Annotated in this window: 23 protein-coding genes; 17 read left to right on the forward strand and 6 right to left on the reverse strand. The window is 41.1% G+C overall.

The features are described 5' to 3' along the window. The first annotated feature begins 45 nt into the window (after positions 1-45). On the forward strand, positions 46-804 hold the full coding sequence (locus ACSSS3_RS14425) for a lipopolysaccharide kinase InaA family protein (RefSeq protein ID WP_442845222.1): 759 nt from the start codon (positions 46-48) through the stop codon (positions 802-804). Here the strand turns inward: ACSSS3_RS14425 and ACSSS3_RS14430 are convergent. Then, positions 801-1,550: a glycosyltransferase family 2 protein gene (locus ACSSS3_RS14430; protein ID WP_442845223.1), complete on the reverse strand. Its 750-nt coding sequence runs from the start codon at positions 1,548-1,550 to the stop codon at positions 801-803. The two genes, ACSSS3_RS14425 and ACSSS3_RS14430, sit on opposite strands and share 4 nt — an antisense overlap. Before the next feature lie 68 nt (positions 1,551-1,618). Between ACSSS3_RS14430 and ACSSS3_RS14435 the strand changes: the two genes are divergently transcribed. After that, on the forward strand, positions 1,619-2,431 hold the full coding sequence (locus tag ACSSS3_RS14435; protein ID WP_442845224.1) for a glycosyltransferase family 2 protein: 813 nt from the start codon (positions 1,619-1,621) through the stop codon (positions 2,429-2,431). A gap of 3 nt (positions 2,432-2,434) precedes the next feature. Further along, positions 2,435-3,253, forward strand: coding sequence for a glycosyl transferase (locus ACSSS3_RS14440; protein ID WP_442845225.1), 819 nt, complete (start codon positions 2,435-2,437; stop codon positions 3,251-3,253). Here the strand turns inward: ACSSS3_RS14440 and ACSSS3_RS14445 are convergent. Both ACSSS3_RS14445 and ACSSS3_RS14450 read right to left on the reverse strand, forming a co-directional pair. Next, positions 3,238-4,290, reverse strand: a complete 1,053-nt coding sequence (locus ACSSS3_RS14445; RefSeq protein ID WP_442845226.1) for a glycosyltransferase family 9 protein — start codon at positions 4,288-4,290, stop codon at positions 3,238-3,240. The two genes, ACSSS3_RS14440 and ACSSS3_RS14445, sit on opposite strands and share 16 nt — an antisense overlap. A 10-nt stretch (positions 4,291-4,300) precedes the next feature. After that, the gene (locus ACSSS3_RS14450) at positions 4,301-5,116 is read right to left on the reverse strand and encodes a 2,3,4,5-tetrahydropyridine-2,6-dicarboxylate N-succinyltransferase (RefSeq protein WP_228228232.1); all 816 of its coding nucleotides are present in this window, start codon (positions 5,114-5,116) and stop codon (positions 4,301-4,303) included. A gap of 283 nt (positions 5,117-5,399) precedes the next feature. Between ACSSS3_RS14450 and ruvX the strand changes: the two genes are divergently transcribed. From ruvX to ACSSS3_RS14475, 5 genes are all read left to right on the forward strand, one after another. Then, positions 5,400-5,807 (forward strand): Holliday junction resolvase RuvX, encoded by a 408-nt coding sequence (gene ruvX, locus ACSSS3_RS14455; RefSeq protein ID WP_228228231.1) that lies wholly within the window; start codon positions 5,400-5,402, stop codon positions 5,805-5,807. Positions 5,808-5,851: 44 nt separating this feature from the next. Then, complete coding sequence (gene def / locus ACSSS3_RS14460; RefSeq protein WP_442845227.1) at positions 5,852-6,439, forward strand: peptide deformylase; 588 nt, start codon at positions 5,852-5,854, stop codon at positions 6,437-6,439. 120 nt (positions 6,440-6,559) lie between these two features. Then, a complete protein-coding gene (locus ACSSS3_RS14465; RefSeq protein ID WP_442845228.1) occupies positions 6,560-7,105 on the forward strand; it encodes a DUF5606 family protein in 546 nt (181 codons plus the stop codon). A gap of 162 nt (positions 7,106-7,267) precedes the next feature. After that, the gene (gene mazG, locus ACSSS3_RS14470; protein ID WP_442845229.1) at positions 7,268-8,041 is read left to right on the forward strand and encodes a nucleoside triphosphate pyrophosphohydrolase; all 774 of its coding nucleotides are present in this window, start codon (positions 7,268-7,270) and stop codon (positions 8,039-8,041) included. Positions 8,042-8,217: 176 nt separating this feature from the next. Beyond that, positions 8,218-9,171 (forward strand): sterol desaturase family protein, encoded by a 954-nt coding sequence (locus tag ACSSS3_RS14475; RefSeq protein ID WP_442845230.1) that lies wholly within the window; start codon positions 8,218-8,220, stop codon positions 9,169-9,171. Positions 9,172-9,572: 401 nt separating this feature from the next. On the opposite strand, the gene ACSSS3_RS14480 is transcribed toward ACSSS3_RS14475, so the two are convergent. Further along, positions 9,573-10,328: a helix-turn-helix domain-containing protein gene (locus tag ACSSS3_RS14480; protein ID WP_442845231.1), complete on the reverse strand. Its 756-nt coding sequence runs from the start codon at positions 10,326-10,328 to the stop codon at positions 9,573-9,575. 270 nt (positions 10,329-10,598) lie between these two features. On the opposite strand from ACSSS3_RS14480, the gene ACSSS3_RS14485 reads away from it, so the two are divergent. The 6 genes from ACSSS3_RS14485 to ACSSS3_RS14510 all read left to right on the forward strand — a co-directional run bounded on the left by ACSSS3_RS14485 (position 10,599) and on the right by ACSSS3_RS14510 (position 20,153). Next, positions 10,599-10,994, forward strand: a complete 396-nt coding sequence (locus tag ACSSS3_RS14485) for a YbjN domain-containing protein (protein WP_228228225.1) — start codon at positions 10,599-10,601, stop codon at positions 10,992-10,994. 12 nt (positions 10,995-11,006) lie between these two features. Then, positions 11,007-11,726, forward strand: a complete 720-nt coding sequence (locus tag ACSSS3_RS14490; protein ID WP_442845232.1) for a PspA/IM30 family protein — start codon at positions 11,007-11,009, stop codon at positions 11,724-11,726. 2 nt (positions 11,727-11,728) lie between these two features. Next, positions 11,729-12,442 (forward strand): hypothetical protein, encoded by a 714-nt coding sequence (locus ACSSS3_RS14495; RefSeq protein WP_442845233.1) that lies wholly within the window; start codon positions 11,729-11,731, stop codon positions 12,440-12,442. A gap of 15 nt (positions 12,443-12,457) precedes the next feature. Next, positions 12,458-14,524: a flotillin family protein gene (locus tag ACSSS3_RS14500; RefSeq protein ID WP_442845234.1), complete on the forward strand. Its 2,067-nt coding sequence runs from the start codon at positions 12,458-12,460 to the stop codon at positions 14,522-14,524. 175 nt (positions 14,525-14,699) lie between these two features. Further along, positions 14,700-15,011: a GIY-YIG nuclease family protein gene (locus tag ACSSS3_RS14505; RefSeq protein WP_442845235.1), complete on the forward strand. Its 312-nt coding sequence runs from the start codon at positions 14,700-14,702 to the stop codon at positions 15,009-15,011. 231 nt (positions 15,012-15,242) lie between these two features. Then, positions 15,243-20,153, forward strand: coding sequence for a DNA repair ATPase (locus tag ACSSS3_RS14510; RefSeq protein WP_442845236.1), 4,911 nt, complete (start codon positions 15,243-15,245; stop codon positions 20,151-20,153). Here ACSSS3_RS14510 and ACSSS3_RS14515 read toward each other — a convergent pair whose 3' ends face one another. Further along, positions 20,154-20,294 carry a hypothetical protein gene (locus ACSSS3_RS14515; protein ID WP_442845237.1) on the reverse strand — a complete coding sequence of 47 codons (141 nt, stop codon included), beginning with the start codon at positions 20,292-20,294 and terminating at the stop codon, positions 20,154-20,156. A 140-nt stretch (positions 20,295-20,434) separates the two neighbouring features. Between ACSSS3_RS14515 and ACSSS3_RS14520 the strand changes: the two genes are divergently transcribed. After that, positions 20,435-20,944, forward strand: a complete 510-nt coding sequence (locus ACSSS3_RS14520; protein ID WP_442845238.1) for a GyrI-like domain-containing protein — start codon at positions 20,435-20,437, stop codon at positions 20,942-20,944. Positions 20,945-21,213: 269 nt separating this feature from the next. On the opposite strand, the gene rlmH is transcribed toward ACSSS3_RS14520, so the two are convergent. Then, positions 21,214-21,687, reverse strand: a complete 474-nt coding sequence (rlmH, locus tag ACSSS3_RS14525) for a 23S rRNA (pseudouridine(1915)-N(3))-methyltransferase RlmH (RefSeq protein ID WP_442845239.1) — start codon at positions 21,685-21,687, stop codon at positions 21,214-21,216. A gap of 216 nt (positions 21,688-21,903) precedes the next feature. Here rlmH and nadC point away from each other — a divergent pair, with 216 nt between their 5' ends. Continuing rightward, positions 21,904-22,761: a carboxylating nicotinate-nucleotide diphosphorylase gene (gene nadC, locus ACSSS3_RS14530; RefSeq protein WP_442845240.1), complete on the forward strand. Its 858-nt coding sequence runs from the start codon at positions 21,904-21,906 to the stop codon at positions 22,759-22,761. Further along, on the forward strand, positions 22,762-23,760 hold the full coding sequence (locus tag ACSSS3_RS14535) for a YihY/virulence factor BrkB family protein (RefSeq protein WP_442845241.1): 999 nt from the start codon (positions 22,762-22,764) through the stop codon (positions 23,758-23,760). It abuts the gene before it with no gap. Positions 23,761-23,780: the final 20 nt, after the last annotated feature.

Genomic DNA, 23,780 nt, shown 5'->3' on the forward strand with positions numbered 1-23,780 from the left:
AGTTCAAGAAAATTTAAAACTTAATTTTGCTACCTACTTTAAAGCATGAAAATTACTACTCATACTTCCGCCAAAAATAGCCTTTTAAAAATAAAAGACTTGATTCTTCATTTTGATAAAAAAGGCAAAATGCTTTCAGATGGATCGCGCAATCAAATCAAGATTTTTAAGCTCGAAGGTAAGCCAGTTGCCATCAAAGCATTTGGTGTACCTAATTTAATTAACCGGTTTGCTTATAAATATTTGAGAAGATCAAAAGCCCAGCGTTCTTTTGATTTTGCTCAGGAATTATTAAACAGAGGGATTGGTACCCCACATCCTATTGCTTATGCAATTCAGGATGGAGGAGTACTTTTTGGCAAAAGTTATTACGTGTCGAATCATTTAGAGGCAGATCTTACCTACAGAACATTGGTTCAAGACCCCGATTATCCAGAATGGGAAGAAATTTTGAAAGCTTTTACACGATTTACCTTTGAGATGCACGAAAAAGGAATTCATTTTTTAGACCATTCTCCCGGTAATACCCTGATTGTAAAAAATGGTGCGAATTATGATTTCTATCTGGTTGATTTAAATAGAATGGAATTCAAAACAATGGATTTTGAAACGCGTATGAAAAATTTTAACCGTCTTACGCCGCATCGCCATATGGTGCACATTATGGCGAAAGAATATGCTCGCCTGGGGAATTACGATCCCGTAAACACTGAAAAATTCATGTGGCAGGAAACCCAGAATTTTCAGGAACGCTTTAGAAAAAAAAGAGCTTTGAAGAAAAAACTAAAATTCTGGAAAAACTAGTTTTTCTTTCTCAAGAGGTAAAGATTAGCATACCGCATGACCACAGCATAGGCCTGCAAAAAACAAATCACCGTTCCGGCGACTCCGTCTCTATAGCCTTTTTGAATTATAAAATGTTTCAAAAAACGCCATAATGGTTTTAAAAGCAAGTGATAGGCTGTGATTTTACCTGTAATCTTATCGTAATCTATAGCCTGTAAGGCAGCATATCGATTGAGTTTTTCTACGTAATGGTTTAAGGACTTATAGGTAAAATGATCAATCCTTGAGTTAAGGAAGCCCAATTCGCCCGAAGTAATTATTTCTGCGTGAACCCTTTTGTCCTCATACCTGCATAAATCCCGCTGAAAAAGGCGTACAACCTTATCATTTTGCCAACCAGAGTATTTGATAGTCTGGTTCATAAAATGATTGTTACGGTAAATCCAATAACCAGTCTTAGACGACTTGTTATATAAAATAGATTGAATTTCTTCTCTTAAAGAAGAACCTATAACCTCATCTGCATCCAGGATTAAGATCCAGTTATTTGAAGCTTGGGGAATAGCCCAGTTCTTCTGAGAAGCAGAATACTCATAATTTCGTTGAATGATTTTGACATCGTACCTCTCTGCAATTGATAACGTACGATCTGTACTAAACGAATCTACAATTAAGATTTCATCTGCAAATAATACACTTACAATAGCCCTCTCAATAGTATCTTGCTCATTAAAAACCGGGATTATGGCTGTAAGTTTTTCCATATACTGTAAGAAACCAAATCTATAAACTTTTTGATTAATTAAGTGTAACTTTGCTTTTATAGTTGAATATGCCTACAATTTCTGTAATTATAAGTACCTACAATTCTGTTGAATGGTTAAAAAAAACCCTTTGGGGTTATGCCGTTCAGGATTTCCTTGATTTTGAGATTGTTGTTGCAGACGATGGTTCAGATTCAGAAACACGTGACACGCTTCAGGCATTTCAAAATTGGTTTCCGGCTCCTATTCAACACGTCTGGCAAGAAGATGACGGTTTTCAAAAGTCCAGAATACTCAATAAGGCTATTCTCGCCTGCAAGTCAGATTATATCTTGATGAGCGACGGCGATTGCATTCCGAAGAGCGATTTTATCAGTACACATTTAGCGTATAAAGAAGAAGGCTATTTCTTGAGTGGCGGCTACTCAAAATTACCTATATCTATTTCAAAGGCAATCACACAAAAAGATATTGAACAACAACGGTGTTTTGATATTAAATGGTTAAAATCCCAGGGGTTAAAATCCCAATTCAAAAATATCAAGTTTAAGGCTAGTGGTTCTTTTGCGAGTTTATTGAACTATTTGACTCCTACTAAAGCAACCTGGAATGGTCACAACAGCAGTGGCTGGAAAAAGGATATACTTGCTGTTAACGGTTTTGATGAACGCATGCAATATGGCGGTCAGGATCGGGAATTGGGAGAACGCCTTATAAACTCAGGTATTAAGTCAAAACAAATACGTTATTCTGCCATTTGTCTTCATCTTGATCACCCAAGAGGTTATAAAACACCCGAATCTTTAAGCAAAAACGCTAATATTCGGAAAAAGACCCGAGAGGAGAAGCTTACTTTCACGCCTTATGGTATTGAACAATAGTCTATGAAGATCAAAGAATTACCAGTTTCAATTGGCTCTAGTTTGTACTTAAAATCATTGTCCAAAAAGAAATTGAAGGAGCCTGATGCCGATAGTTTACCATTAGTAGTTTCCTTAACGGCAATACCGTCGCGTTTTAAAACGCTGGATATCGTTATTCGTAGTGTTTTGAGACAGCAAAGAAAGCCCGAAAAAATTGTTTTATGGATAACCAAGGAACATAGAAAGGAGCTTCCCGATAATTTGAAAAATCTCACCGGCAGTATTTTTGAGATCAGAGATTCGCATTTATACTGCTCACATAAAAAACTGATTCATAGTTTAGAAGCTTTTCCAGATAAGCCTGTTGTAACCTGCGATGATGATGTGATTTACAGGCAAGGATGGCTTGATGCACTTTATGAGTCTCATTTAGAAAATCCACAACAGATTGTAGCTCACCGCATACGTTGCATTAAAACAGATAAGGCTGGAAATGCATTGGCTTATAAAAGATGGAATCTTGATGCGGCTTGCAATCCCGAGCGATTTTTACCTATTGGTGCGGAAGGGGTATTGTATCCTCCCCGAGTTTTTTCGGAGCAGGTACAGAATGAAGACTTGTTTTTAGAATTGGCTCCCAAGGCCGATGATTTATGGTTTAAAGCGATAGCCTTGAAAGAAGGTCGGTCTGTAAGGCAGGCTTTACCAAAAGTGAAAGGAGCAATACCCATTATTGGGACTCAAAAGATTTCCTTAAAATCGGAAAATGTAGACCAGGACCGAAATCGGAAGCAGTGGGATGCGTTATCTCAATATTTTGGGCTTCAATTTAAAAACTGAAGTAACTCGTCCTCAAACAATTCGGGTTTAAACTCTAGATAAAGCGTTCGGGTATTTTCTTTAATTTCTTTGGTTTTCTTTCCTTCAAAAAGTTCTGGTGCGTAGCGAGATAGATGAGTATAACCATCTCGTTTACTCGATTGATGAGCCCAGGAACTTGTTTTAATCGACGGACTGAAAATTGCATAGGTTTTCAGGTTTAATGCTTTACCAATATTTATGGCACCACCTTCATTACCCATTACTGCTTCACAAAATGAGGTAAGTGTAATAAAACTACGTAAGTCTTTGGCATAAAAATCCATAACCTGTTCTAAAGTTTCAGGGCGACAATAGGATTTGAGCTTTTTTACTTCCTCTTCCTGACTGGGAATGTAATTGAGAAACAATTTTAAATTGGCATTTTCGCTTACGATTTTGTCCAGTAAGCTTGCCATGTACGATAAAGGGTAAGTCTTTGCAGGACCACTACCCAAACAGTTAACCATAATATACCTTCCTTGAGAAAGGTCAATTCCTTCTTTTAATAATTGAGACTGGATGACAGTTTTTTCTTTGGGTGATAGATTAATTTTTGGTTTTAAGCTGAAATCAGGATTTATGCCCATTGGTTCCAAAAATTCTAATCTATTGTAATACGCCATTGGAATAGAATGTGAATTTGTAGAAGAAGGCTTGATTAAGCAATTGTAGGCAATTTTTGTATAGGATTTTTTGAGACCCACTCTGCGTGGAGCTCCACTTAATAAGCTTAGCAGGGCGCTGCCTAACTTAGAATATACATCAAACACCCAATCGTAGTTCTCATTTCGAATTCTAGTAGCAAATTTTAAAAAGGAAATGGAATCTCCATTCGCGTCTGTTTGATCAAAAATAATTTGGTCAATATTGGGATTGTTTTGAACCACAGCAAACGTATGTGGTTTGATAAGGTAATGTAATTCTGCATCTGGGTGTACTTTACGAATAGCCTCAAAAAGGATAGATGACGTTAAAACGTCACCTATCATCTTTTGCTGAATTACCAAAATTTTCATCTAAACGAAATTACACCGCCACATCGTACTCACGTAACGCGTCGTTAAGTGAGGTTTTCTTATCGGTACTTTCTTTACGGGTACCAATGATCAGCGCACAAGGCACCTGATACTCACCGGCAGCAAATTTCTTAGTATAACTCCCCGGAATAACCACAGAGCGCGGTGGAACGTATCCTTTGGTTTCTTTAGGCTCGTCACCGGTTACGTCAATGATTTTAGTTGAAGCGGTAAGCACCACATTAGCACCCAAAACGGCTTCTTTGCCTACGCGTACACCTTCAACGACGATACAACGCGATCCAATAAATGCGTTGTCACCTATAATTACGGGTGCAGCCTGTAAAGGCTCTAAAACTCCGCCTATACCCACACCACCCGAGAGGTGCACATTTTTACCTATTTGTGCACAACTACCTACTGTCGCCCAGGTGTCAACCATCGTACCTTCATCTACATAAGCCCCGATGTTTACATAACTGGGCATTAAGATCACTCCTTTAGAAATGTAGGCTCCGTGACGGGCTACAGCGTGAGGTACCACGCGTATTCCTTTATCCTGGTACCCGCGTTTAAGCGGCATTTTATCGTGGTATTCAAAAATACCCACTTCCAGTTTTTCCATCTTTTGAATAGGGAAGTAGAGTACTACGGCTTTCTTAACCCATTCGTTTACCTTCCAGTCATCACCATCGGGTTCTGCAACGCGAAGGGTGCCTCCGTCTAAAAGTTCAATCACTTCGCGTATTGCATCCTGAGTGACTTTGTCCTGTAATAACGAGCGATCATCCCACGCTGCTTCAATAAGATTTTTTACCTGTTGCATGTTGTAAGGTTGGTTTACTTTTTATTGGCAACGCCAAAGGTATACTTCCTCTGGGGCTTGCCTCGAAATTAAAAATTTAGTTTTAAAGAATGCCTCGTGGTCTTGCCCCGAGGTAGATTACTTTGCGGGGTTAAAGATAACCCAGCAGTTTTGAAAAACCCAAGATCGCCTCCAGAAGTTTAGATACATTAAATGAACACGGCAGTTCTATTTAATTTTGGCTCATAGCAGCCGAGTTTTTGGTTCATCTTAGTTGAATACCTTACTTTTGCCAAAAAATTACATGGCTCGCATTCTGGCATTAGATTATGGTACCAAACGCACCGGCATTGCCGTGACCGATGAGTTACAGCTTATCGCTTCGGGTTTGACCACTGTAAATACGTCAGAATTGCTTCCATTTTTAAAAAAGTATTTAGAAGCCGAAGATGTGGCTTTGATTATTTTAGGGGAACCAAAACGCCTCAATAATGTAGCTTCTGATGTGGAAGCAAACATTCAGAAATTTCGCGAAAGCTTAGAAAAAATAACCAGCATTCCAATCAAACGTGTGGATGAGCGGTTTACTTCTAAAATGGCAGCACAGTCGATGCTCGATGGCGGGATGAAAAAGAAACAACGTAAAAACAAAGCACTTCTTGACGAAATAAGTGCGACCATTATACTTCAATCTTATTTGTACAATCAATAAGCCTGAAGCGCCCTTTTTTGGGTTTTAAAAAGTAACCAGTAGATATGATTTTACCTATAGTGGCTTACGGAGATCCCGTACTTAGAAAAAAAGCAGAGCCCATAACACCAGATTATCCCGGTCTTGATGCGTTGATCGAAAATATGTTTGAGACCATGTATGGTGCCAGCGGTGTAGGCCTGGCAGCACCGCAAATTGGGCGTTCGATACGATTGTTTGTAGTAGATGCCACCCCGTTTGCTGATGATGAAGATTTAAGCGAGGCCGAGCAACAACGATTAAAAAGCTTTAAGCAAGCTTTTATCAATCCGGAGATTTTAGAAGAAACCGGTGATGAATGGGCATTTAACGAGGGTTGCCTGAGTATTCCCGGTGTCAATGAAGAGGTCTTCAGATGCCCGAATATCAAGATCAAATACCAGGATGCCGATTTTAATGAGCACGTAGAAGAATTTGATGGTTTGCTGGCCCGCGTGATTCAGCACGAGTACGATCACATTGAAGGTGTATTGTTTACAGACAAACTTAGCAGCCTTAAAAAACGCATTATCAAAAATAAACTGGGTAACATCAGCAAGGGTAAGGTCAATGCAGATTACCGTATGCGTTTCCCAGACATTAAGCTGCGATAGTTAAAATCAGACAGGGGTGCTTTATTTATTTTGAAAATTAAAAAAGACCCTAGATATTTGCCCCCTTATTCAAAATAGCATTAACATAGTAATCCCGTTTTTAACGGCTAAATAAAACGTATGAGTTTAGATAAAATAGTTTCAATTTCTGGTAAACCCGGTTTATACCATTTGCGTGCACAAACCCGCACCGGTTTCATTGCAGAATCCCTTACAGACGGTAAGAAAATGCCGGTAGGCCTGCGTCACAACGTGAGTGTGCTTTCAGAAATTTCTATTTATACTTTGGATGGTGAAACTCCCTTGCGTGAGGTTTTTGCTAAAATAGCTGAAAAGGAAAACGGTGGTAAAGCCATTGATCATAAGGGGTCTAAGGATGAATTGGAGGCGTATTTCTTCGAAATTCTTCCAAATTTTGATGAAGACCGCGTGTACGCAAGTGACATCAAGAAAGTGATTCAATGGTATAATTTACTACAGGAAAACGATTTGCTTCCTGCTCAGAAAGCAGAAGAGCCGGTAGCCGAAGAACCAAAAGAAAAGCCTGCGGCTAAAGCAGCTCCTAAAGGTGAAAAGGCAAAGCCTGCAGCAACCAAGGCTGCACCCAAATCCTCTTCCGCTAAAAAAGGAGGCACTGCAAAAAGTACCGCAGCCCGCAAGAAATAAGCGTTTGAAACGCATGAAAAACCACAATTTGAATATTCAGATTGTGGTTTTTTTTTTGAAATCAAATCAGGATTTAAATTGATTTGCTAAGGATCAGTGTTAATGTGGCAGGATGCCTAACTTTATAGTTTAATAGGTGTTTAGGCCTTAATTTTCTAAAAAATGAATACAAGAGAAGACCAACTGCAAGCGATAGACCGCCTGCTCACCATAATGAATGAATTGCGCGAGCAGTGCCCCTGGGATCGCAAACAAACCATGCAGACTTTACGGCATCTCACTATTGAAGAAACCTACGAGCTGGGAGATGCGATTCTGGATAATGATCTCGATGAGGTTAAAAAGGAGTTGGGTGACTTGCTGTTGCACATTGTGTTTTATGCTAAAATAGGCAGCGAGACCGGCGATTTTGATATCGCAGATGTTGCTAACGGAATCTGCGAAAAGCTTATTTCGAGACATCCGCATATTTACGGCGATGTAGAGGTAGGAAATGAAGAAGATGTAAAGCGCAATTGGGAAAATTTAAAACTGAAAGAAGGAAAGAAATCGGTGCTCGAAGGCGTGCCAAAATCCTTACCTGCACTGGTTAAGGCCAGTCGCATTCAGGATAAAGTGGCCGGTGTAGGCTTTGACTGGGAAGAACCCCAACAGGTTTTTGAAAAGTTACAGGAAGAACTCGCCGAACTGCAGGAAGAAGTAAACGCTCAGGATCCGGAAAAAATTGAGGCCGAATTTGGCGATGTTTTATTCTCGATGATTAACTACGCCCGCTTTTTAAAAGTAGATCCCGAGAGCGCGCTCGAGCGCACAAATAAAAAGTTTATCAAGCGCTTTCAATATCTGGAATCTAAGGCAAAAGAAAACAATAAAGATTTACGGGATATGACACTGGGCGAGATGGATGTATTCTGGGAAGAAGCTAAGAAGCTTTAGTTTAGTAAAAACACTAATTATCAAACAGGGTTATTATTTTCTGAGTAATGTATTTCAAAGCTGTTTGAGGATTTGTTAAACAGGAGTATTAATTTTTCACAAAATTTTAAGATTTCTGGCTGATTACGATGGGATTGTGCTGCGTATTCGGTAAGTTTAGGGTCTAAGCCCACTTTATGGATTTCACAAACCCGTTAATTTACGGAGTTCCCTGTTTTTTAGGATTAATTTTAGTCGAGCTCACCTACAGTAAGCATAGCGATCACGACCACATTTATAATTGGAAGGATCTTGCTGCCAGCCTTACTATGGGCGTGGGATCAACGCTAATTGCGCCGCTTATAAAAACCATAACCGTTATTCTGCTTTTTAGCTGGGTGTATGAATTATTCAACCCAATGGTTGATGGCGTTCGGCAAAATATTATGGGCTGGGAATCCTTTGGCTATGCCTGGTATGTATGGATTTTGTGCCAGATTGCAGATGATTTTTCGTATTACTGGTTTCACCGGCAGAATCATATGGTCCGTTTTTTCTGGGCCGCACATATCGTACACCACTCGTCAGACAATTTCAATTTAGGAACCGCCGTGCGTAACGGCTGGTTTACCATTTTCTACAAACCTTTATTTTATGTGTGGATTGTCGCTATCGGTTTTCCACCCGAAATGTTAGTGGTCTGCCTGGGGATTGAAGCGTTGTGGCAGTTTCAGCTGCATTCGCAATATGTGCCAAAACTGGGTGTCATTGATAAAGTATTTAATACCCATACGATGCATCAGGTGCATCACGCCCGCAATTTGGAGTATATGGATAAAAATCACGGTGGATTCCTCAATATTTTCGACCGGGTTTTTGGGACCTTTAAGGAACTCGACGAGGACATTGATATCGAATACGGGGTTACGCACGCTCCAAACAGCTATAATCCGTTAATTATTCTTACCCACGAGTATAAAGACATTTGGAACGACACTAAAAAGTCACCCAAATTCAGAGACAAATGGATGTATATTTTTGGACCTCCGGGATGGAGTCACGACGGGAGTACACTTACCATAAAACAACAGCGCCGACAATTGCGTGAAGCGTACAGGCTTGAACAGCTCGAATTGGAGTTAGCAGAGTGATCTAAATTTGGCCGGAGTTAGAAAATATGCTTCAGGAAACCATTAGTATACTTTTTGTTTTAGGATTTCTACTCCTGCTAGTCTATATGGGCGTTCGGTTTTTTGGCGCTCTTTATTTTTATTATTCTGATCATTTACTGGATGCTATAAAATACTGTGAATCACAAAATTTAATTCTAATCGAATTAAGTACGCCAGATTCAATGAGTATGAAAAGAAATCCTTTTAAAATGAGTAATAGACCTCCCATTCCTTTTCTCGCTTGGCCTCGAACTGTTTTTCTAGATCACAAAGTTCTTATCTGCAAATCAATGGATGACAGAGATGTCCTGATCTGGAGACAAACCTATGCTTCCATCTTTGGCAAGAATCAGTTTAAGTATAAGATCGAAGATGGATTTTCAAATTCTCCCGCGTAGCTTAGCAAATTCCTCTTCAAGCTTCAGTAGTTTTTCTTCGATACCATTTGTGACTTCCGGTACTCGTTTTTGAAAAACCGCTATTATGCGCCACAGCTCGCATACATCAGTGCGGTTAATCGTGATTTCCTGCACGTTTTTATGATCGGCTCTGAGGACCAATACATCACCCTGTAGGTAGAGGCGTCTTAAAATCAGTTGACTTTTGGTCACTACAAGCACCATTTCACCACGTCTTAATTTATCAAGCTTGGTAGGTTTAACCCGCTCTCCTATAACCAGATCTTTAGGAAACAAGCCCTGATCCTGATTGCTCATTTCGAGACTTTGAATAACATATCCCCGCAATTCAGCTTCCGATTCTACAGGCAGGGCCAAACTAACCATATCATCAATAAAGCTTTCTTTTTCACAAAACTGCACATAATCTGAAGCATTGGTATCTGTTATACAGGGTATTGAAGGAAAACGTTCTGTAGCAACGACTTCAAACTGTTCAGTCAACGAACTTTTAAATTTGAGCAATTCGTTTACGGTAAGTTCCCGCGTTAGCAAATCATCTATGGGGATGCTAAAATAATTAGCAATAGTGATGATGGTTTCGATTTTTGGTTCGCTTCGGCCTTCTTCATAAGCCCCCAAAGTGCCTCGTTTTAAGTCAAATAGCTCTGCAAATGCCTGCTGGCTTAAGGTTTTTACGCTACGAATCTTTCTGATGTTTTTTCCGAAAAATGACATATATTGCTAATATTATTTGCAAATAAGATTTTTATTTGTAAATTTATCTAACAAAATTAGCGAAACGAATTCAATTCAGCTAATTTTTTTAGTAGACACCCTGATCACGTGTTGTAGTTCAAACAAAACATCAATTTAAAAACAAACACTTATGGTAGTATTAATTCACGCATTATTGACGCTAATATTTCCTGTAGTTTAAACATTTATTGTTTAGATTTTGTATTATTAAACTTTAGAAAATTTTAACACCTCGCTAACCAAAAGCCGATGAAAGATCATTTTTCAATTACCAAGAACTTTTTACTGGAGTTAGACTTTAATATAACCTTCGAGAATCCGCAGGATGGTATTCTGGTCGTACAGAAAGAATCTTCGGGTATCAAAAATCTCATATTGGGTGTTGCTCCGCCCATTTTAATTATGGAACAGTTCATCTTTAAGATCAACAACCAGTCAGAAAAAATCTTTAAAAGTCTGCTTCAAAAGAATCGCGATGTCATTCATGGGGCTTTTGTACTCAACGAGACGGGCGAAAAAGTCATTTTTAGAGACACCTTACAGATTGAAAATATGGATTTGAATGAACTCGAAGGTTCGCTAAACTCCTTAAGTCTGCTGATGAGTGAATACTCAGATAAAATCATTGAATTTTCAAAATATTAAAACCTAGAACTCATGAACATTTTTAGACGCTTATTTAAAATAGGAGAGGCAGAAGCCAATGCTGCAATTGATAATATGGAAGACCCGATCAAATTAACCGAACAGGGTATTCGCGATATGAAGCACGACCTCGATAAAAGCCTGGAGGCTTTAGCTCAGGTGAAGGCTTTGGCCATACGTGCCAAAAACGACCAGGAAGAATTTCAAAACAAGGCCGAAGATTATCAAAGCAAAGCCATTGTGATTCTTAAAAAGGCGCACAATAAACAAATGGATGCCGCAGAGGCTGACCGTCTTGCTAAAGAAGCCCTCCTTAAAAAGGAAGAGTCCGAAAAGCAGGTCGCTCAGGCTAAAACCGAATCGGAGAAATTTGACAACAATGTGGCCCAGTTGCAGAAAAACATTCAGAATATCAAAGCAAACATCAGCAAATGGGAAAATGAGCTTAAAACGCTTAAGGCCCGGGTAAAAGTGAGCAACGCTACTAAAAGCCTGAATAAACAAATGGCCGAGCTGGATAGCACCGGTACTGTCTCCATGCTGGAGCGAATGAAGGAAAAAGTCGCACAGGAAGAAGCACTTGCCGAAGCTTACGGCGATATTGCCAATGCGTCGAAGTCAATCGATGATGAGTTAGACAAGGCGGCTGATACCAGCACGGCAAAAGCTGAAGACGAACTCGAAAAATTAAAAGCACAATTAGGTCTTAACGACTCAGAAAAACAGGGATAACCGTGAACGCAACGCTTACAGAAGTACTTTTTTCGGAGGTAAATATCGTCCTCACCATCTTACTCATCATTTTGATCCTTTACTGGATCGTCACGATGATAGGCGGTATCGACTTTGACCTAGATATTGATGTGGATGTCGACGTTGATGCCGATGTCGACCTTGATACCGGTCTGGAAGGAGGCAATATGGACTTTGAAGATGTTTCAAATGTCGAAGTAAACAAAGAGCAAGTAATAGGGAAACGCCGTAAGCCTTTAAAAGCCTGGCAGATTTTTTTGATCTATTTCAACTTTGTAGGGCTTCCGTTTATGTTCACCTTTACCTGCTGGATTTTCATCTGGTGGTTAATGACCACGCTGACGACCGCTCTTACGTTTACGTATGACAATGTATTTGGCTTTGTCATTATGCTTGTGGCTTTCTTTCCGGCATTAATCGTCAACAAACTTTTTACCGCTCCGTTTAAAGGCTTCTTCAGGCATTTAAATAAAGATGGTGATGTGGCGATAGACTTTTTGGGCCGAAAAGCCACATTGCTTTCCTCAATTGCAGGTGAAAAAATGGGTAACGCCGAAGTACTGGCAGACGGTAACGCGATGTCTGTTTACGTAAAATCCCTTACCGGCGAACCACTGACTTACGGCAGCACCGTGTTGATCATTAAACAATCTGCAGATCATAATTATTACTTAGTAGAGAATTATAACGACTAAATAAATCAATCAAAAATGAATCAAGTTTTACCAATTATTGGAATTGGATTAGGAATACTCTTGTTCCTGGTCATCGTTTATTTCGCGATCATCGCGATGTTTTACAAAAAAGTCCATCAGGGTCAGGCCCTTATTCGTACCGGTTTTGGGGGTACTAAAGTGGCTACAGACAAAGGACTATACGTTGTTCCGGTTTTCCACAGAGTTGAAATAATGGACGTTTCGGTCAAGAAAATCCAGATTGAACGCCTGGGCGTTGAAGGCCTTATTTGTAAAGACAATATGCGGGCAGATATCAAGGTGGCATTCTTCGTTCGTGTTAACAACGATGTGGCCTATATCAAAAAAGTGGCGCAGACCATCGGTGTTGCCCGTGCTTCCCGCATAGAAACCCTTGAGGATCTTTTTGAGGCTAAATTTTCCGAAGCCCTGAAAACGGTAGGTAAAAAGTTTCAGTTTATTGAATTGTATGAGGCCCGCCGTGAATTCCGCGATGAGATCGTTGATATCATTGGTACAGACCTTAACGGCTATACCCTCGAAGATTGTGCGATCGACTTTCTGGAACAGACTCCGGTCACTCATCTAAAACCCGATAATATTCTGGATGCGGAAGGGATCAAGAAAATTACGGAGCTCACAGCAGCCCAGAATGTAAAGGCAAACCTGATTAAGCGCGATGAGGAGAAAACCATCCGCAAGCAGGATGTGGAAGCCCGCGAAGCTATTTTAGAACTCGACAAGCAATTAGCTGAAAAGGAAGAGCAGCAAAAACGGGAGATTGCTAACATCAAGGCGCGTGAAGAGGCTGAAACGCTGAAAGTGGCTGAAGAAGAGCGATTAAAGTCAGAAACTGCGCGTATTGCCACACAGGAAAAAGTTAAGGTAGCTGAAGAGAATATGGAGCGCCAGATTATTGTGGCTGCTAAAAACAAGATGCGTACCGATGTGGTAGAAACCGAGCGTGTTGAAAAAGACCGTTTACTCGAGGCTACCGAAAGAGAGCGCGTGGTAACTCTGGCTCAGATCGAGAAAGAGAAGGTGGTTGAAGTAGAGAAGAAAAATATTCAGGATGTGATTCGCGACCGGGTAATGCTCGAAAAAGGCGTGGTAGAAGAGCAGGAGAGCATGAAAGATATTCAGGCATTCAAGACCGCAGACCGGGAGAAGCAGGTTAAAATCACGATTGCCGAAGCCAACGCTCAGGAAGATCTGATCAAAACCATAAAAGCTGCAGAGGCGCAAAAAGAAGCCGCAAAACAGAAGGCTGAAGAGATCAACATCGAAGCACTTGCTCATAAGGAAGCTTCAGAAAAAGAAGCTCAGGCACGTAAGATTTTAGCCGAAGCACAGGCGAAAGAAGAAGCGACAGTAGGTATGTCTGAAGCTCAGGTAATGCACGCTAAGGCAGATGCTAACGAGCGCCAGGGGATTGTAGAAGCTTCAATCATCGAGAAGAAAATGAAAGCCGAAGCTGCCGGTATGGAAGCTAAAGCCGAAGCCAAACGCAAAGATGGTCTTGCAGAAGCAGCGGTGATCAAAGAGAAAGCGATGGCTGATGCTGCCGGAATCGAAGAGAAGGCCAATGCGATGAAGAAACTGGATGGTGTAGGTAAAGAACACGAAGAGTTCAAACTGCGTCTGGATAAAGAACTTCAGGTAGATTTAGCACACATCAACATACAGAAAGATATTGCTGATGCTCAGGCACAGGTGATAGGTGATGCGCTTAAAGCCGCGAAGATTGATATTGTAGGTGGTGAGACCATGTTCTTTGATCAGATTATTGGTCAGATTACCAGAGCCAAAGGCTATGATCGTCTGGTTGCAAACAGCACCAATATTCAGGATGTGAAAAATGCGATTCTGGGCAGTGACGACGTCAAAGGCAATCTGCTTGAAAAAGTAAAGGAGTTTGCTGATAAATACGGCGTTTCTTCGGAAGATATCAAGAATCTGACTATTGCAAACCTCTTGATGCACCTCAAAGAGCAATCTCACGACAGCGAGGAGCAAACTTTGTTCAGCAATTTGTTTAACCTCGCAAAAGGGCTGGGTATTGACAGCAAGAAGTTGAAGTAAAGCTTCGACAGGCTCAGCGTGACTCAATTGTCAGTCTGAGCTTGTCGAAGACTTGAAAAATGCGAACTCATTGTAATGTCAGTCTGCCCCGAAGCTTCGGGGGTCGTAGAGTCAAAAAAGGAAATCAAATGTCAGTCTGAGCTTGTCGAAGACCTATAGAACCACTAAACATCAAATGAAAACCTATTTCGTTTATATCTTAAAATGTAGCGATGATAGCTTTTACACCGGTGTGTCCAGTAATTTGGATTTACGTGTCGATCAGCATAACTCGGGGCTCAGATCTGATTCCTATACATTTAAACGCAGATCTGTCGAGTTAGTTTGGAGTGAAAGCTTTAATAAGGCAGATCAGGCTATTTTATGGGAGAAGAAAATAAAGGGCTGGAGTAGGAGAAAGAAAATAGCTCTCATTGAAGGGAATTGGGAAAATTTGATTTTGTTTTCGAAGAATTACACCCAGTTCGGTAATAGAATTGAAAAGTAGAAACAGGCTTTGATTTAGACGGAAGCGCTTCGACAGGCTCAGCGTGACACAACACTTCAACAAGTTCAGCATCACAAGATGACTCGTTAGGTTAAGTTTGAAATTGCAATTCGACAAGCTCAGTGTGACAATGTTCGTCAGTTTGCTCCGATGCGTCGGGGGTGGAAGACCTATTTAGTTAGTTACTCTATTTGAGAGTACTATTAATTACTTAAAAAAGTAAGATTTAAAATGGCAGAAACGTCAAAATCTATAAATAACCCTACTGAAACTCCGAATCAGGACACCCTTGATGGCGGAACCTACGCCATCATTCGCGGGCGTTTGCAAAAGCAAAAGAAAGAGCTTCAGCAGAAACTTACGGCTTTAAACGAGTCCCGAAAAAAGGTTTTCGGTTCGCTTGAAACCAAGCTGATCGCCAACGACCGTATCAATACTGAAAATAACTGTATTGCCCGGGATATCGTGTCGCTGGGAAATACTTGCATTTTTGGGTACAACGTGCATTTTGGCCTGCGTACAGAGATCAAACTTTCAGACGTGTTCAGTATGTACACCTTTACTGAAAACCGCTTTGATCCCATAAGCCTCGAGTTGCTGGAGGATGATACCTTTAAAACCGATTTCGCAAACCTCTATAAGTATTATCGCAATACCATTTTTTCGCGCTTCGCGATCATAGGGAACTATTTGCATATGGTTTTTCAGCTGAGCGAAAGCGTAAGTGATATCAAAACTTTTAAATGGCTGATCAATGAAAATCAGCTGGAATATGTAGATAACCGCAGCGATCACGAGTATCGTTTTCCGCCGCAGCACGAGTTTAAATGGCAGGAAGTTACCCGCGATATGCACCGCTATGGTGTGCATTCACACGTTTCGATTTTAGATCGGGTTTTTGTGGAAACCATCGGCGGTGATCTCACCATTAAAATTGAAGACAACACCGAAGACGGAAAAGGCATTTTCTCAGAGCCGGTAGAACATTTTGACCAGACGCTTGATGACGGGCAATACCGTTATGCAAATTTGGGGAATCTTATCGCCATAGAAATCAAGCCTTTTCAGGAAGCTTCACGCTATTTTGTGTACAACCACAAGATAAAAGCCGTACACAAGATACAGAGCATTGGCGTCGCAGCTGTTTTGCTTCCGGACGATCAGGGAATCATTTTCCCCGATGGCTATTACCTGCAAACCGGCGAATACAAAGTCTTTGATGACGGACTCACCAATTTAAAGTTTCAGCAGAAAATAAGTTCGCCCAACGGCGAAGACTTTATGTACGTGTTTTACGAACCCGGAAAGGGGCTGTACAAGCTGATGTCGTATAACATCATCAGTCAGGAAATTAAAACACCTATTGTTTGTAGCGGTTTCACGCTTTTGGAACATGGCGAACTCTGCTATTTTACCGCCGAAGAAAACCAGACCAAGCACCATGTCGTTCAGATCTGGCAAACACCTTTTCTGAAAGGCGATTATATGCCCTCACAGCATACTGATACCTTACTTTACAAAATCGGGAACAAAGATATTGTAAAGGCAATGGCCGAGTCTCAGGCGCTGATTACCTTACTCAATAAAGAAGATAATTACGATGGTTTGTACGCTGATATCGCCAAGTCTGCCAAAGACATTCAGGATGCGTATTACTGGCTCAATGAAGACGAAACGCAGCGCTTAGACCTTCCGCTTCGCGAAATCAATAAAGCGGCAAATGCGGCTATTGATGAGTTTGAAAAAGTAACCGAACTGCGTCGGCATGCTGCACAGCAAACGCAGGAAATTCGCAAGGAAGCCGAAGCTTTATTTGGTAAAATCAAGAGCACTTCGTTTAAATCGATTAACGAGTTTGTGGCCTTGCTCACCCAGTTGCGCAGTTTGCGCGGTAAGGTCATCAGTCTGCGGGAGGTGCGTTATGTAGATCTCGATTTTCTCAATACGCTGGAAACCGAAATCGGCGAGCAAACCCAGAAAATTTCGCGGCGTTGCGTTCAGTTTTTACTGGATGATAAAGCCCTGCAGCCCTATCACAATCAGGTTGCCGAAAAGCAGCAAAAGCTTGATTCGGTTAAGAAAGTTATTGAGGCTAAAGGTCTGGAAGACGAAGTCAACCAGATTGCAGCAGACCTTGAGTTGCTTATCGATATTGTCACCAATCTCGAAATTGAAGACACCGCACACGCCACGCAGATCATCGATAACATTTCGCTGATTTTTGCCACGATCAATCAGCTTAAAGCGGCCTTAAAGAACAAAAAGAAAAGCCTTGGAAGCGCTGAGGCACAGGCTGATTTTGCTGCACAGCTTAAGTTGATTGACCAAAGTATCATCAACTATCTGGATATTGCCAATACCCCCGAGAAATGCGACGAGTTTCAGAATAAAATTTCGATTCAGCTTGAAGAGCTTGAAGGGAAATTTGCAGATTTTGAAGAGTTTGTAACGCGCATTATCGAGAAGCGTGAAGAAGTTTATGCCGCCTTTGAAGCCCGTAAAAATGCTTTAGTCGAAAAGCGTAATAAGAAAGCGCTTGCGTTGCAAAATGCTTCAGAACGCATTCTGAAAGGAGTAGTGAAACGTGCCCAAAGTCTGGGTTCGGCAGATGAGATCAACGGGTATTTTGCTTCCGACCTTATGATTAACAAGGTGCGCGATATCATCGTACAACTTAATGATCTTGAAGATAGCGGTAAAGCCGAAGAACTCGAGACGGCGCTTAAAGTGGCTCGCGAAGATGCCCTGCGTAAGCTCAAAGACAAATTGGATTTGTATGAAGATGGTGAAAACATCATCAAGCTGGGGAAACATAAATTTGGCGTAAACCGGCAGCCGTTAGATCTTACCATAGTTCTCAAAGATGGAATTTTGGCCTATCACCTTACGGGTACCGACTTTTACCAGCAACTGGATAATCCTGTGTTGCTCAACTCCCGCCCGATATGGGATCAGGAATATGTTTCTGAAAACGAAACCGTGTATCGTGCAGCTTATTTGGCTTATAAATTATTTAAGACCGAAGCTTTCGACAAGTTGTATAATGCGAGTGATGCAGAGCTTTTAGAATACGTACAGCACGTGAGTAATTCCAATTACAGCGAGGGTTACGTGAAGGGCGTTCACGACCAGGATGCCGCACAGATTCTGAAGGTTTTGGTACACAAGCATAAGAATTTAGGCTTGTTGATCTACAATCCGCAAATACGGGCAAATGCTCAGTATTTTTGGAATAGTCTGGAAGCTGAAGAGCAAAAAAGGATCAATTTAAAGCTGAAAGCTTCCGGGGAAGTTTTGCAGTATTTTCCCGATAATCCGGAGTCTGATTTTGTTCTCGATTATCTGATCAACAAACTGAACCATTTCGCAGAAACCAGCCTGCTTTTTGACCAGGAACAGAGTCCTGCAATCGCATCGTACCTGTTTGCGGAACTGCAAAGTGACGATTTATTTACTCAAAGTGCGGTTGCTGTTGATCTAAAGGAAGCTTTTCTAAATGATCTGAAAAACAGACAGGCCGATATTCGGTTTAAAAACAGCTATGAGAATCAGGCGGATTTTGAATCTAAAATTGCCCTGATACGCCAGTGGGTGACGGCTTTTGTGCGTGCCAAAACGGAAGCATCGGTGATCGAGCAGAAGAATAAACTTTCGTACGTGGATGAGGTCGTGTGCCTGATTCTTTTTGAAGACGATTCGGTTTCAGAAATCAATGCGATTTCAGCTTTTGAAGAAATCAGCGGTTTAAAAGGCGATCACCAGACCATTTCTGAAGGTAGTTTTAGCTTTAATTATCATCAGTTTACGGCGACTTTAGCGCGTTTTGTTGATGAGGATGTGGCAGCCTTTGAAGCTTTTCGCAAAGCGAAACACGAAGTGACCGAACGCCTTAAGGAAGAACTGAAACTGGAGGAATTCAAACCGAAAGTCCTCACTTCTTTCGTACGCAATAAATTAATTGATCAGGTGTATTTTCCACTGTTTGGGGATAATCTGGCCAAGCAATTGGGAACGGTGGGCGATACCACGCGAACCGATAGAATGGGGATGCTGTTGCTTATTTCGCCACCGGGATATGGTAAAACCACGCTGATGGAGTACATCGCAAACCGACTCGGACTCGTATTTATGAAAATTAACGGTCCGGCCATAGGGCACGAGGTGACTTCAGTAGACCCGGCTGCGGCGACCAATTCGGCTTCGCGAGAAGAACTTAAAAAGCTCAATCTGGCTTTTGAAATGGGAAATAATGTAATGTTGTATTTGGATGATATTCAGCATTGCAATCCGGAGTTTTTACAGAAATTTATTTCGCTTTCTGACGGAACCCGTAAAATAGAAGGGGTGTATCGCGAAAAGTCTAAAACCTACGATTTACGCGGAAAGAAATTTTGTGTAATTATGGCGGGTAACCCGTATACCGAAAGCGGCGCGAAGTTCCAGATTCCTGATATGCTCGCAAACCGGGCAGATATTTACAACCTGGGAGACATCATTGGGGATACCGAAGATTTATTCAAATTGAGTCTGATCGAAAATTCCCTTACCGCAAACCCAATTTTGCAACAGCTAAGCAGTAAGAATTTTGACGATGTATATACGCTGCTTCAACGCCTGGAAACCGGAAATGAAGAGCTTCAGCTTAAAGGAAATCATAGCAATCGCGAACTTGAAGAATACAATTCGATACTTGATAAGGTTTTAAAAATTCGGGATACGGTGCTCAAAGTAAATGCTGCCTACATCAAATCTGCAGCGATGGAAGATGCATACCGTACCGAGCCTGCCTTTAAACTGCAGGGCTCATACCGGGATATGAATAAGCTGGTGGCCAAAGTGGTACCAATTATGAATGAGAAAGAGTTACAGACCTTATTGCTGTCCCATTACGAGAGTGAGTCGCAAACGCTTACCGCTTCGGCAGAAGCTAATTTGCTGAAATATAAAGAATTGATTGGATCAATCTCTGCGGAAGAGCTTGCACGCTGGTCTTCGATCAAAGAAACTTTTGTAAAAAACAACAAGCTCAAGGGCTTTGGTAATGCTAATGAAATGGCGCAGGTTTTAGCCCAAATGATGCAGTTTTCAGAAAATCTGGAAGGGATTAAACAAGTGCTGGAGCACGGGATTAAAAAGATGTAATTAAGCTTTTTTAGCCTTCAGTTCCTTGTACTTCTTTTTGATCAGGTCTTTGTTTTTATCAGCATATCTCACGGCGTAATAGCCTATTTGCATAGCTGTGGTAAAAAGGAAAAAGCGTTTGATGAGTTTGTGGCCTTCCATAGTATGGATTTTTTGTTCATTCAATATTAGGAGTTTAGAATCAGTCTTTAGGTTAAAGAAAGGCCAAGTTTTAAACTAGTTCTCAATGGTAGACCCAATTGAACAATTTGAAATTGAAAGAAAATCAGTATTTTTCAGCTATGACCAATCCATCTAAAAAATTGACTCCCAAGCTCGTCGAAGTGGAACCTCGTAAACTCATTGGCAAATGCATTACCACCACACTTTCCTTTGATAATACCGCAGCTTTGTGGAAGGATTTTATGAGCAGTCATAAAGAAATTGTCAATCGTGTAGATTCCGGGTTTTACTCGATGCAGGTGTATCCTATTGGGTTTAAAGTGGAAGAATTTACCCGGGAGACGGAGTTTGAGCGCTGGGCAGCTGTTGAGGTTGAGAATTTCAACATAGTGCCTGAAGGAATGCAGACTAAGGTTTTGGCCGGCGGACTTTACGCTGTTTTTACGCACGTGGGGCCGGTTAAACAATTTGTAGAAACTTCCAATTACATCTACGGTACCTGGCTTCCACAATCGGGTTACCAGCTTGACGATCGCGCGCATTTTGAACGCCTGGGAGAAAAGTACTACGGTCCCGAACATCCCGAGTCTGAGGAGGAAATCTGGGTTCCAGTTGAGCGGAAAGGTTGATTTTAATGTTATAAGTTAATTGGGTTATTGGGTTATTGAGTTATTGCGTTATTGAGTTAGTTTAAGGTTAAACCACTGGAATCTAATTTTTGCTAATTGCCTACTTAGACTGCCAACTGCGACTGCCTACTCATACTTCCCACTGAGACTCCCAACTTTTACCAGATCTTTTCCGATTGCGCTGAAATTGTTTTAAATAACCTAATAATCAATAACTGTTTTGCCTGCAAAACTTTTGGCTTCAATAACAATAGGAATAGAAATAGCAATTACCGGTGATGGTAAGGTTCATTCCGTAAAATCGTAAACGCCCGATACACCTGCTCGGTCATAAAAAGCCGAATCATTTGATGGGAAAACGTCATTTTTGACAGAGATACCTTTCCGCGGGCGGCGGCATAAACCTGAGGAGAGAAACCATAAGGTCCGCCGATTACAAAGACCAGAGTTTTAATCCCGCTGTTCATTTTTTTCTGAAGATAATCGGCAAACTTTACACTGCTAAAGTCCTTTCCGTTTTCATCAAGCAATATGAGTTCGTCTTGCGATTGCAGTTTATTCAGAATAAGTTCGCCTTCCTTTTCTTTTTGTTGTTCTTCCGAAAGGTTTTTGGTCTTTTTAAGATCGGGAATGATTTCAAATTCAAAATTCACGTAAAACTTCAGCCGTTTGGTATAAACAGCGATGAGTTCTTCCAGATTGCGGTCGTCGGTTTTACCGATGCAAAGCAGTTTAATGTTCATTGGGTAAAAATACTATTTTTCAATTTTGGGAGGCCAAGTAAACTTTCTCGGGCAAGGCTGCGCGGCATCCAAAGCAAACAAAGCCTTTATCAAGACAATCCTCGAGGTATTTTAGCTTTTGGCGTAGCTAATAAAAGCGAGAGTAGGCTAAATTAGAAAGCGGAGTTGTAAATTGAGGACTCGTTTCCCTAACTTAGCACAAATAGAATACCGGTAATGATTACAGCAGCTCAACTTGATTTAGAGATAGATAGAATAATTGAAAACGCCATCCGTGAAGATGTAGGCCCCGGTGATTACAGTTCGCTCGCCTGCATTCCTGAAGAGGCAACTGGCAAAGCCAAGTTGTTGGTTAAAGAAGCCGGGGTGATTGCCGGGGTTGCTTTCGCCCAAAAGGTATTTGCTTACGTAGATTCAGACTTAAAAACAGAAATTCATATTGAAGATGGTAGTCTGGTAAACGTAGGTGATATCGTTTTACACGTAAATGGAAGTTCTCAGAGTATTTTAAAGGCCGAACGTTTAGTTTTAAACGCGATGCAGCGTATGAGTGCCATTGCCACTAAAACCAGACATTACGCCGATTTGTTGAAAGACACAGGAACCAAAATCCTAGATACCCGAAAAACCACTCCGGGATTCAGGGCATTAGAAAAAATGGCAGTTAAGATAGGAGGAGGGGAGAATCATCGTTTTGCGCTGTACGATATGGTGATGCTAAAGGATAATCATATTGATTTTGCAGGTGGAATTATCAAAGCGATTCATAAAACGCAAACGTACCTAAAGACCCACAATCTGGATCTTAAAATTATTGTGGAAGCCCGCGATCTTGAAGAAGTACAGGAAATCCTTAAAGCAGGTGGGGTTTACCGCATTTTGCTCGATAACTTTAACTATGAAGCTACCCGTAAGGCAGTTGAGCTTATAGGTGATCAATGCCTCACCGAATCAAGTGGGGGGATCAATGAAGAAACCCTGGTTGAGTACGCAAAATGTGGGGTAGACTATATCTCAAGCGGAGCGCTCACCCATTCGGTTTACAATATGGATTTAAGTCTTAAAGCAGTCTAGATGAGTGACGAGTTTGATGACAAGCTGCTTACCATAAAATTTTTATTGCCCGTTGTGAAATGGGCGAAAACGGTCATCATTCCCGGCTTTGAAGGTTTATCGCTCTATGATTTTTGGGAGTTGTACGCGGTAGGTATACTTAAAGGCACTTTTGCAACCCGCGCCAGTGCGATTGCCTACAGCTTTTTTATGGCGCTTTTCCCTTTTTTCTTATTTATCCTGAACCTCATTCCTTATGTACCCATCGACGGGTTTCAAACAGAATTGTTGAGTTTTATAGATCGACTGCTACCTCCTCAGACTCAGGATTTTTTCGAACCCATTTTGCTTGATATCGCGGCAAACCCAAGGGCGGGTCTGTTATCATTCACCCTGGTGTTTGCCATCTTCCTTATGGCCAACGGGGTAAACGCAATTTTTACCGGCTTTGAATATAGCTTTCATACCGTAGTGAAGCGGGATTTGTTTAAGCAATATGTTGTGGCCTTAGGGGTTTCTATAATGTTGGCACTGTTGTTGTTAATTGTAGTAATAGGAATATTGTATTTCCAATTTTATTTGCAGGAGCTTTTCTCGATGGAAGAACTTAAAAACAGGGATAAAGCAGCAGATACGAGTTCATTGACGTTAATTTCTCAGTTGGGAAGTTTTTTAGGATTGCTCATTTTAATCTATGGCGTGGTAGCCAATCTGTACTATTTCGGAACCAAAGAAGGAAAGCACTGGAATTTTTTCTCAATAGGAGCCACAGTGACCACGTTTTTATTTATACTGACGACCTATTTATTTGGCTTGTACATCAATAACTTTTCAACCTATAACGAACTCTACGGTTCGCTGGGTGCCCTGCTTATTTTGATGGTTTACATTTGGCTCAACTCCAATTTGCTTTTACTGGGTTTTGAACTCAATGCAGCAATGTACAGACTCAAAAGGCGAAGAGATTCAAAAAAATCTTTAGCAAAGCAAAATGAAGCCGTTGAGAATAATTTAAAATAGTGTATAATTGTTATACAGAA

The organism is Leeuwenhoekiella sp. H156, assembly GCF_052218455.1.
In the GTDB taxonomy this organism is placed as follows: Bacteria; Bacteroidota; Bacteroidia; order Flavobacteriales; family Flavobacteriaceae; genus Leeuwenhoekiella; species Leeuwenhoekiella parthenopeia.

What these genes read in the sequence shown, in the direction of transcription:
- ACSSS3_RS14425 (WP_442845222.1), top strand. Translation starts at nt 46, where the DNA reads ATGAAAATTACTACTCATACTTCCGCCAAAAATAGCCTTTTAAAAATA.
- ACSSS3_RS14430 (WP_442845223.1), bottom strand. Translation starts at nt 1,550, where the DNA reads ATGGAAAAACTTACAGCCATAATCCCGGTTTTTAATGAGCAAGATACT.
- ACSSS3_RS14435 (WP_442845224.1), top strand. Translation starts at nt 1,619, where the DNA reads ATGCCTACAATTTCTGTAATTATAAGTACCTACAATTCTGTTGAATGG.
- ACSSS3_RS14440 (WP_442845225.1), top strand. Translation starts at nt 2,435, where the DNA reads ATGAAGATCAAAGAATTACCAGTTTCAATTGGCTCTAGTTTGTACTTA.
- ACSSS3_RS14445 (WP_442845226.1), bottom strand. Translation starts at nt 4,290, where the DNA reads ATGAAAATTTTGGTAATTCAGCAAAAGATGATAGGTGACGTTTTAACG.
- ACSSS3_RS14450 (WP_228228232.1), bottom strand. Translation starts at nt 5,116, where the DNA reads ATGCAACAGGTAAAAAATCTTATTGAAGCAGCGTGGGATGATCGCTCG.
- ruvX (WP_228228231.1), top strand. Translation starts at nt 5,400, where the DNA reads ATGGCTCGCATTCTGGCATTAGATTATGGTACCAAACGCACCGGCATT.
- def (WP_442845227.1), top strand. Translation starts at nt 5,852, where the DNA reads ATGATTTTACCTATAGTGGCTTACGGAGATCCCGTACTTAGAAAAAAA.
- ACSSS3_RS14465 (WP_442845228.1), top strand. Translation starts at nt 6,560, where the DNA reads ATGAGTTTAGATAAAATAGTTTCAATTTCTGGTAAACCCGGTTTATAC.
- mazG (WP_442845229.1), top strand. Translation starts at nt 7,268, where the DNA reads ATGAATACAAGAGAAGACCAACTGCAAGCGATAGACCGCCTGCTCACC.
- ACSSS3_RS14475 (WP_442845230.1), top strand. Translation starts at nt 8,218, where the DNA reads ATGGATTTCACAAACCCGTTAATTTACGGAGTTCCCTGTTTTTTAGGA.
- ACSSS3_RS14480 (WP_442845231.1), bottom strand. Translation starts at nt 10,328, where the DNA reads ATGTCATTTTTCGGAAAAAACATCAGAAAGATTCGTAGCGTAAAAACC.
- ACSSS3_RS14485 (WP_228228225.1), top strand. Translation starts at nt 10,599, where the DNA reads ATGAAAGATCATTTTTCAATTACCAAGAACTTTTTACTGGAGTTAGAC.
- ACSSS3_RS14490 (WP_442845232.1), top strand. Translation starts at nt 11,007, where the DNA reads ATGAACATTTTTAGACGCTTATTTAAAATAGGAGAGGCAGAAGCCAAT.
- ACSSS3_RS14500 (WP_442845234.1), top strand. Translation starts at nt 12,458, where the DNA reads ATGAATCAAGTTTTACCAATTATTGGAATTGGATTAGGAATACTCTTG.
- ACSSS3_RS14505 (WP_442845235.1), top strand. Translation starts at nt 14,700, where the DNA reads ATGAAAACCTATTTCGTTTATATCTTAAAATGTAGCGATGATAGCTTT.
- ACSSS3_RS14510 (WP_442845236.1), top strand. Translation starts at nt 15,243, where the DNA reads ATGGCAGAAACGTCAAAATCTATAAATAACCCTACTGAAACTCCGAAT.
- ACSSS3_RS14515 (WP_442845237.1), bottom strand. Translation starts at nt 20,294, where the DNA reads ATGGAAGGCCACAAACTCATCAAACGCTTTTTCCTTTTTACCACAGCT.
- ACSSS3_RS14520 (WP_442845238.1), top strand. Translation starts at nt 20,435, where the DNA reads ATGACCAATCCATCTAAAAAATTGACTCCCAAGCTCGTCGAAGTGGAA.
- rlmH (WP_442845239.1), bottom strand. Translation starts at nt 21,687, where the DNA reads ATGAACATTAAACTGCTTTGCATCGGTAAAACCGACGACCGCAATCTG.
- nadC (WP_442845240.1), top strand. Translation starts at nt 21,904, where the DNA reads ATGATTACAGCAGCTCAACTTGATTTAGAGATAGATAGAATAATTGAA.
- ACSSS3_RS14535 (WP_442845241.1), top strand. Translation starts at nt 22,762, where the DNA reads ATGAGTGACGAGTTTGATGACAAGCTGCTTACCATAAAATTTTTATTG.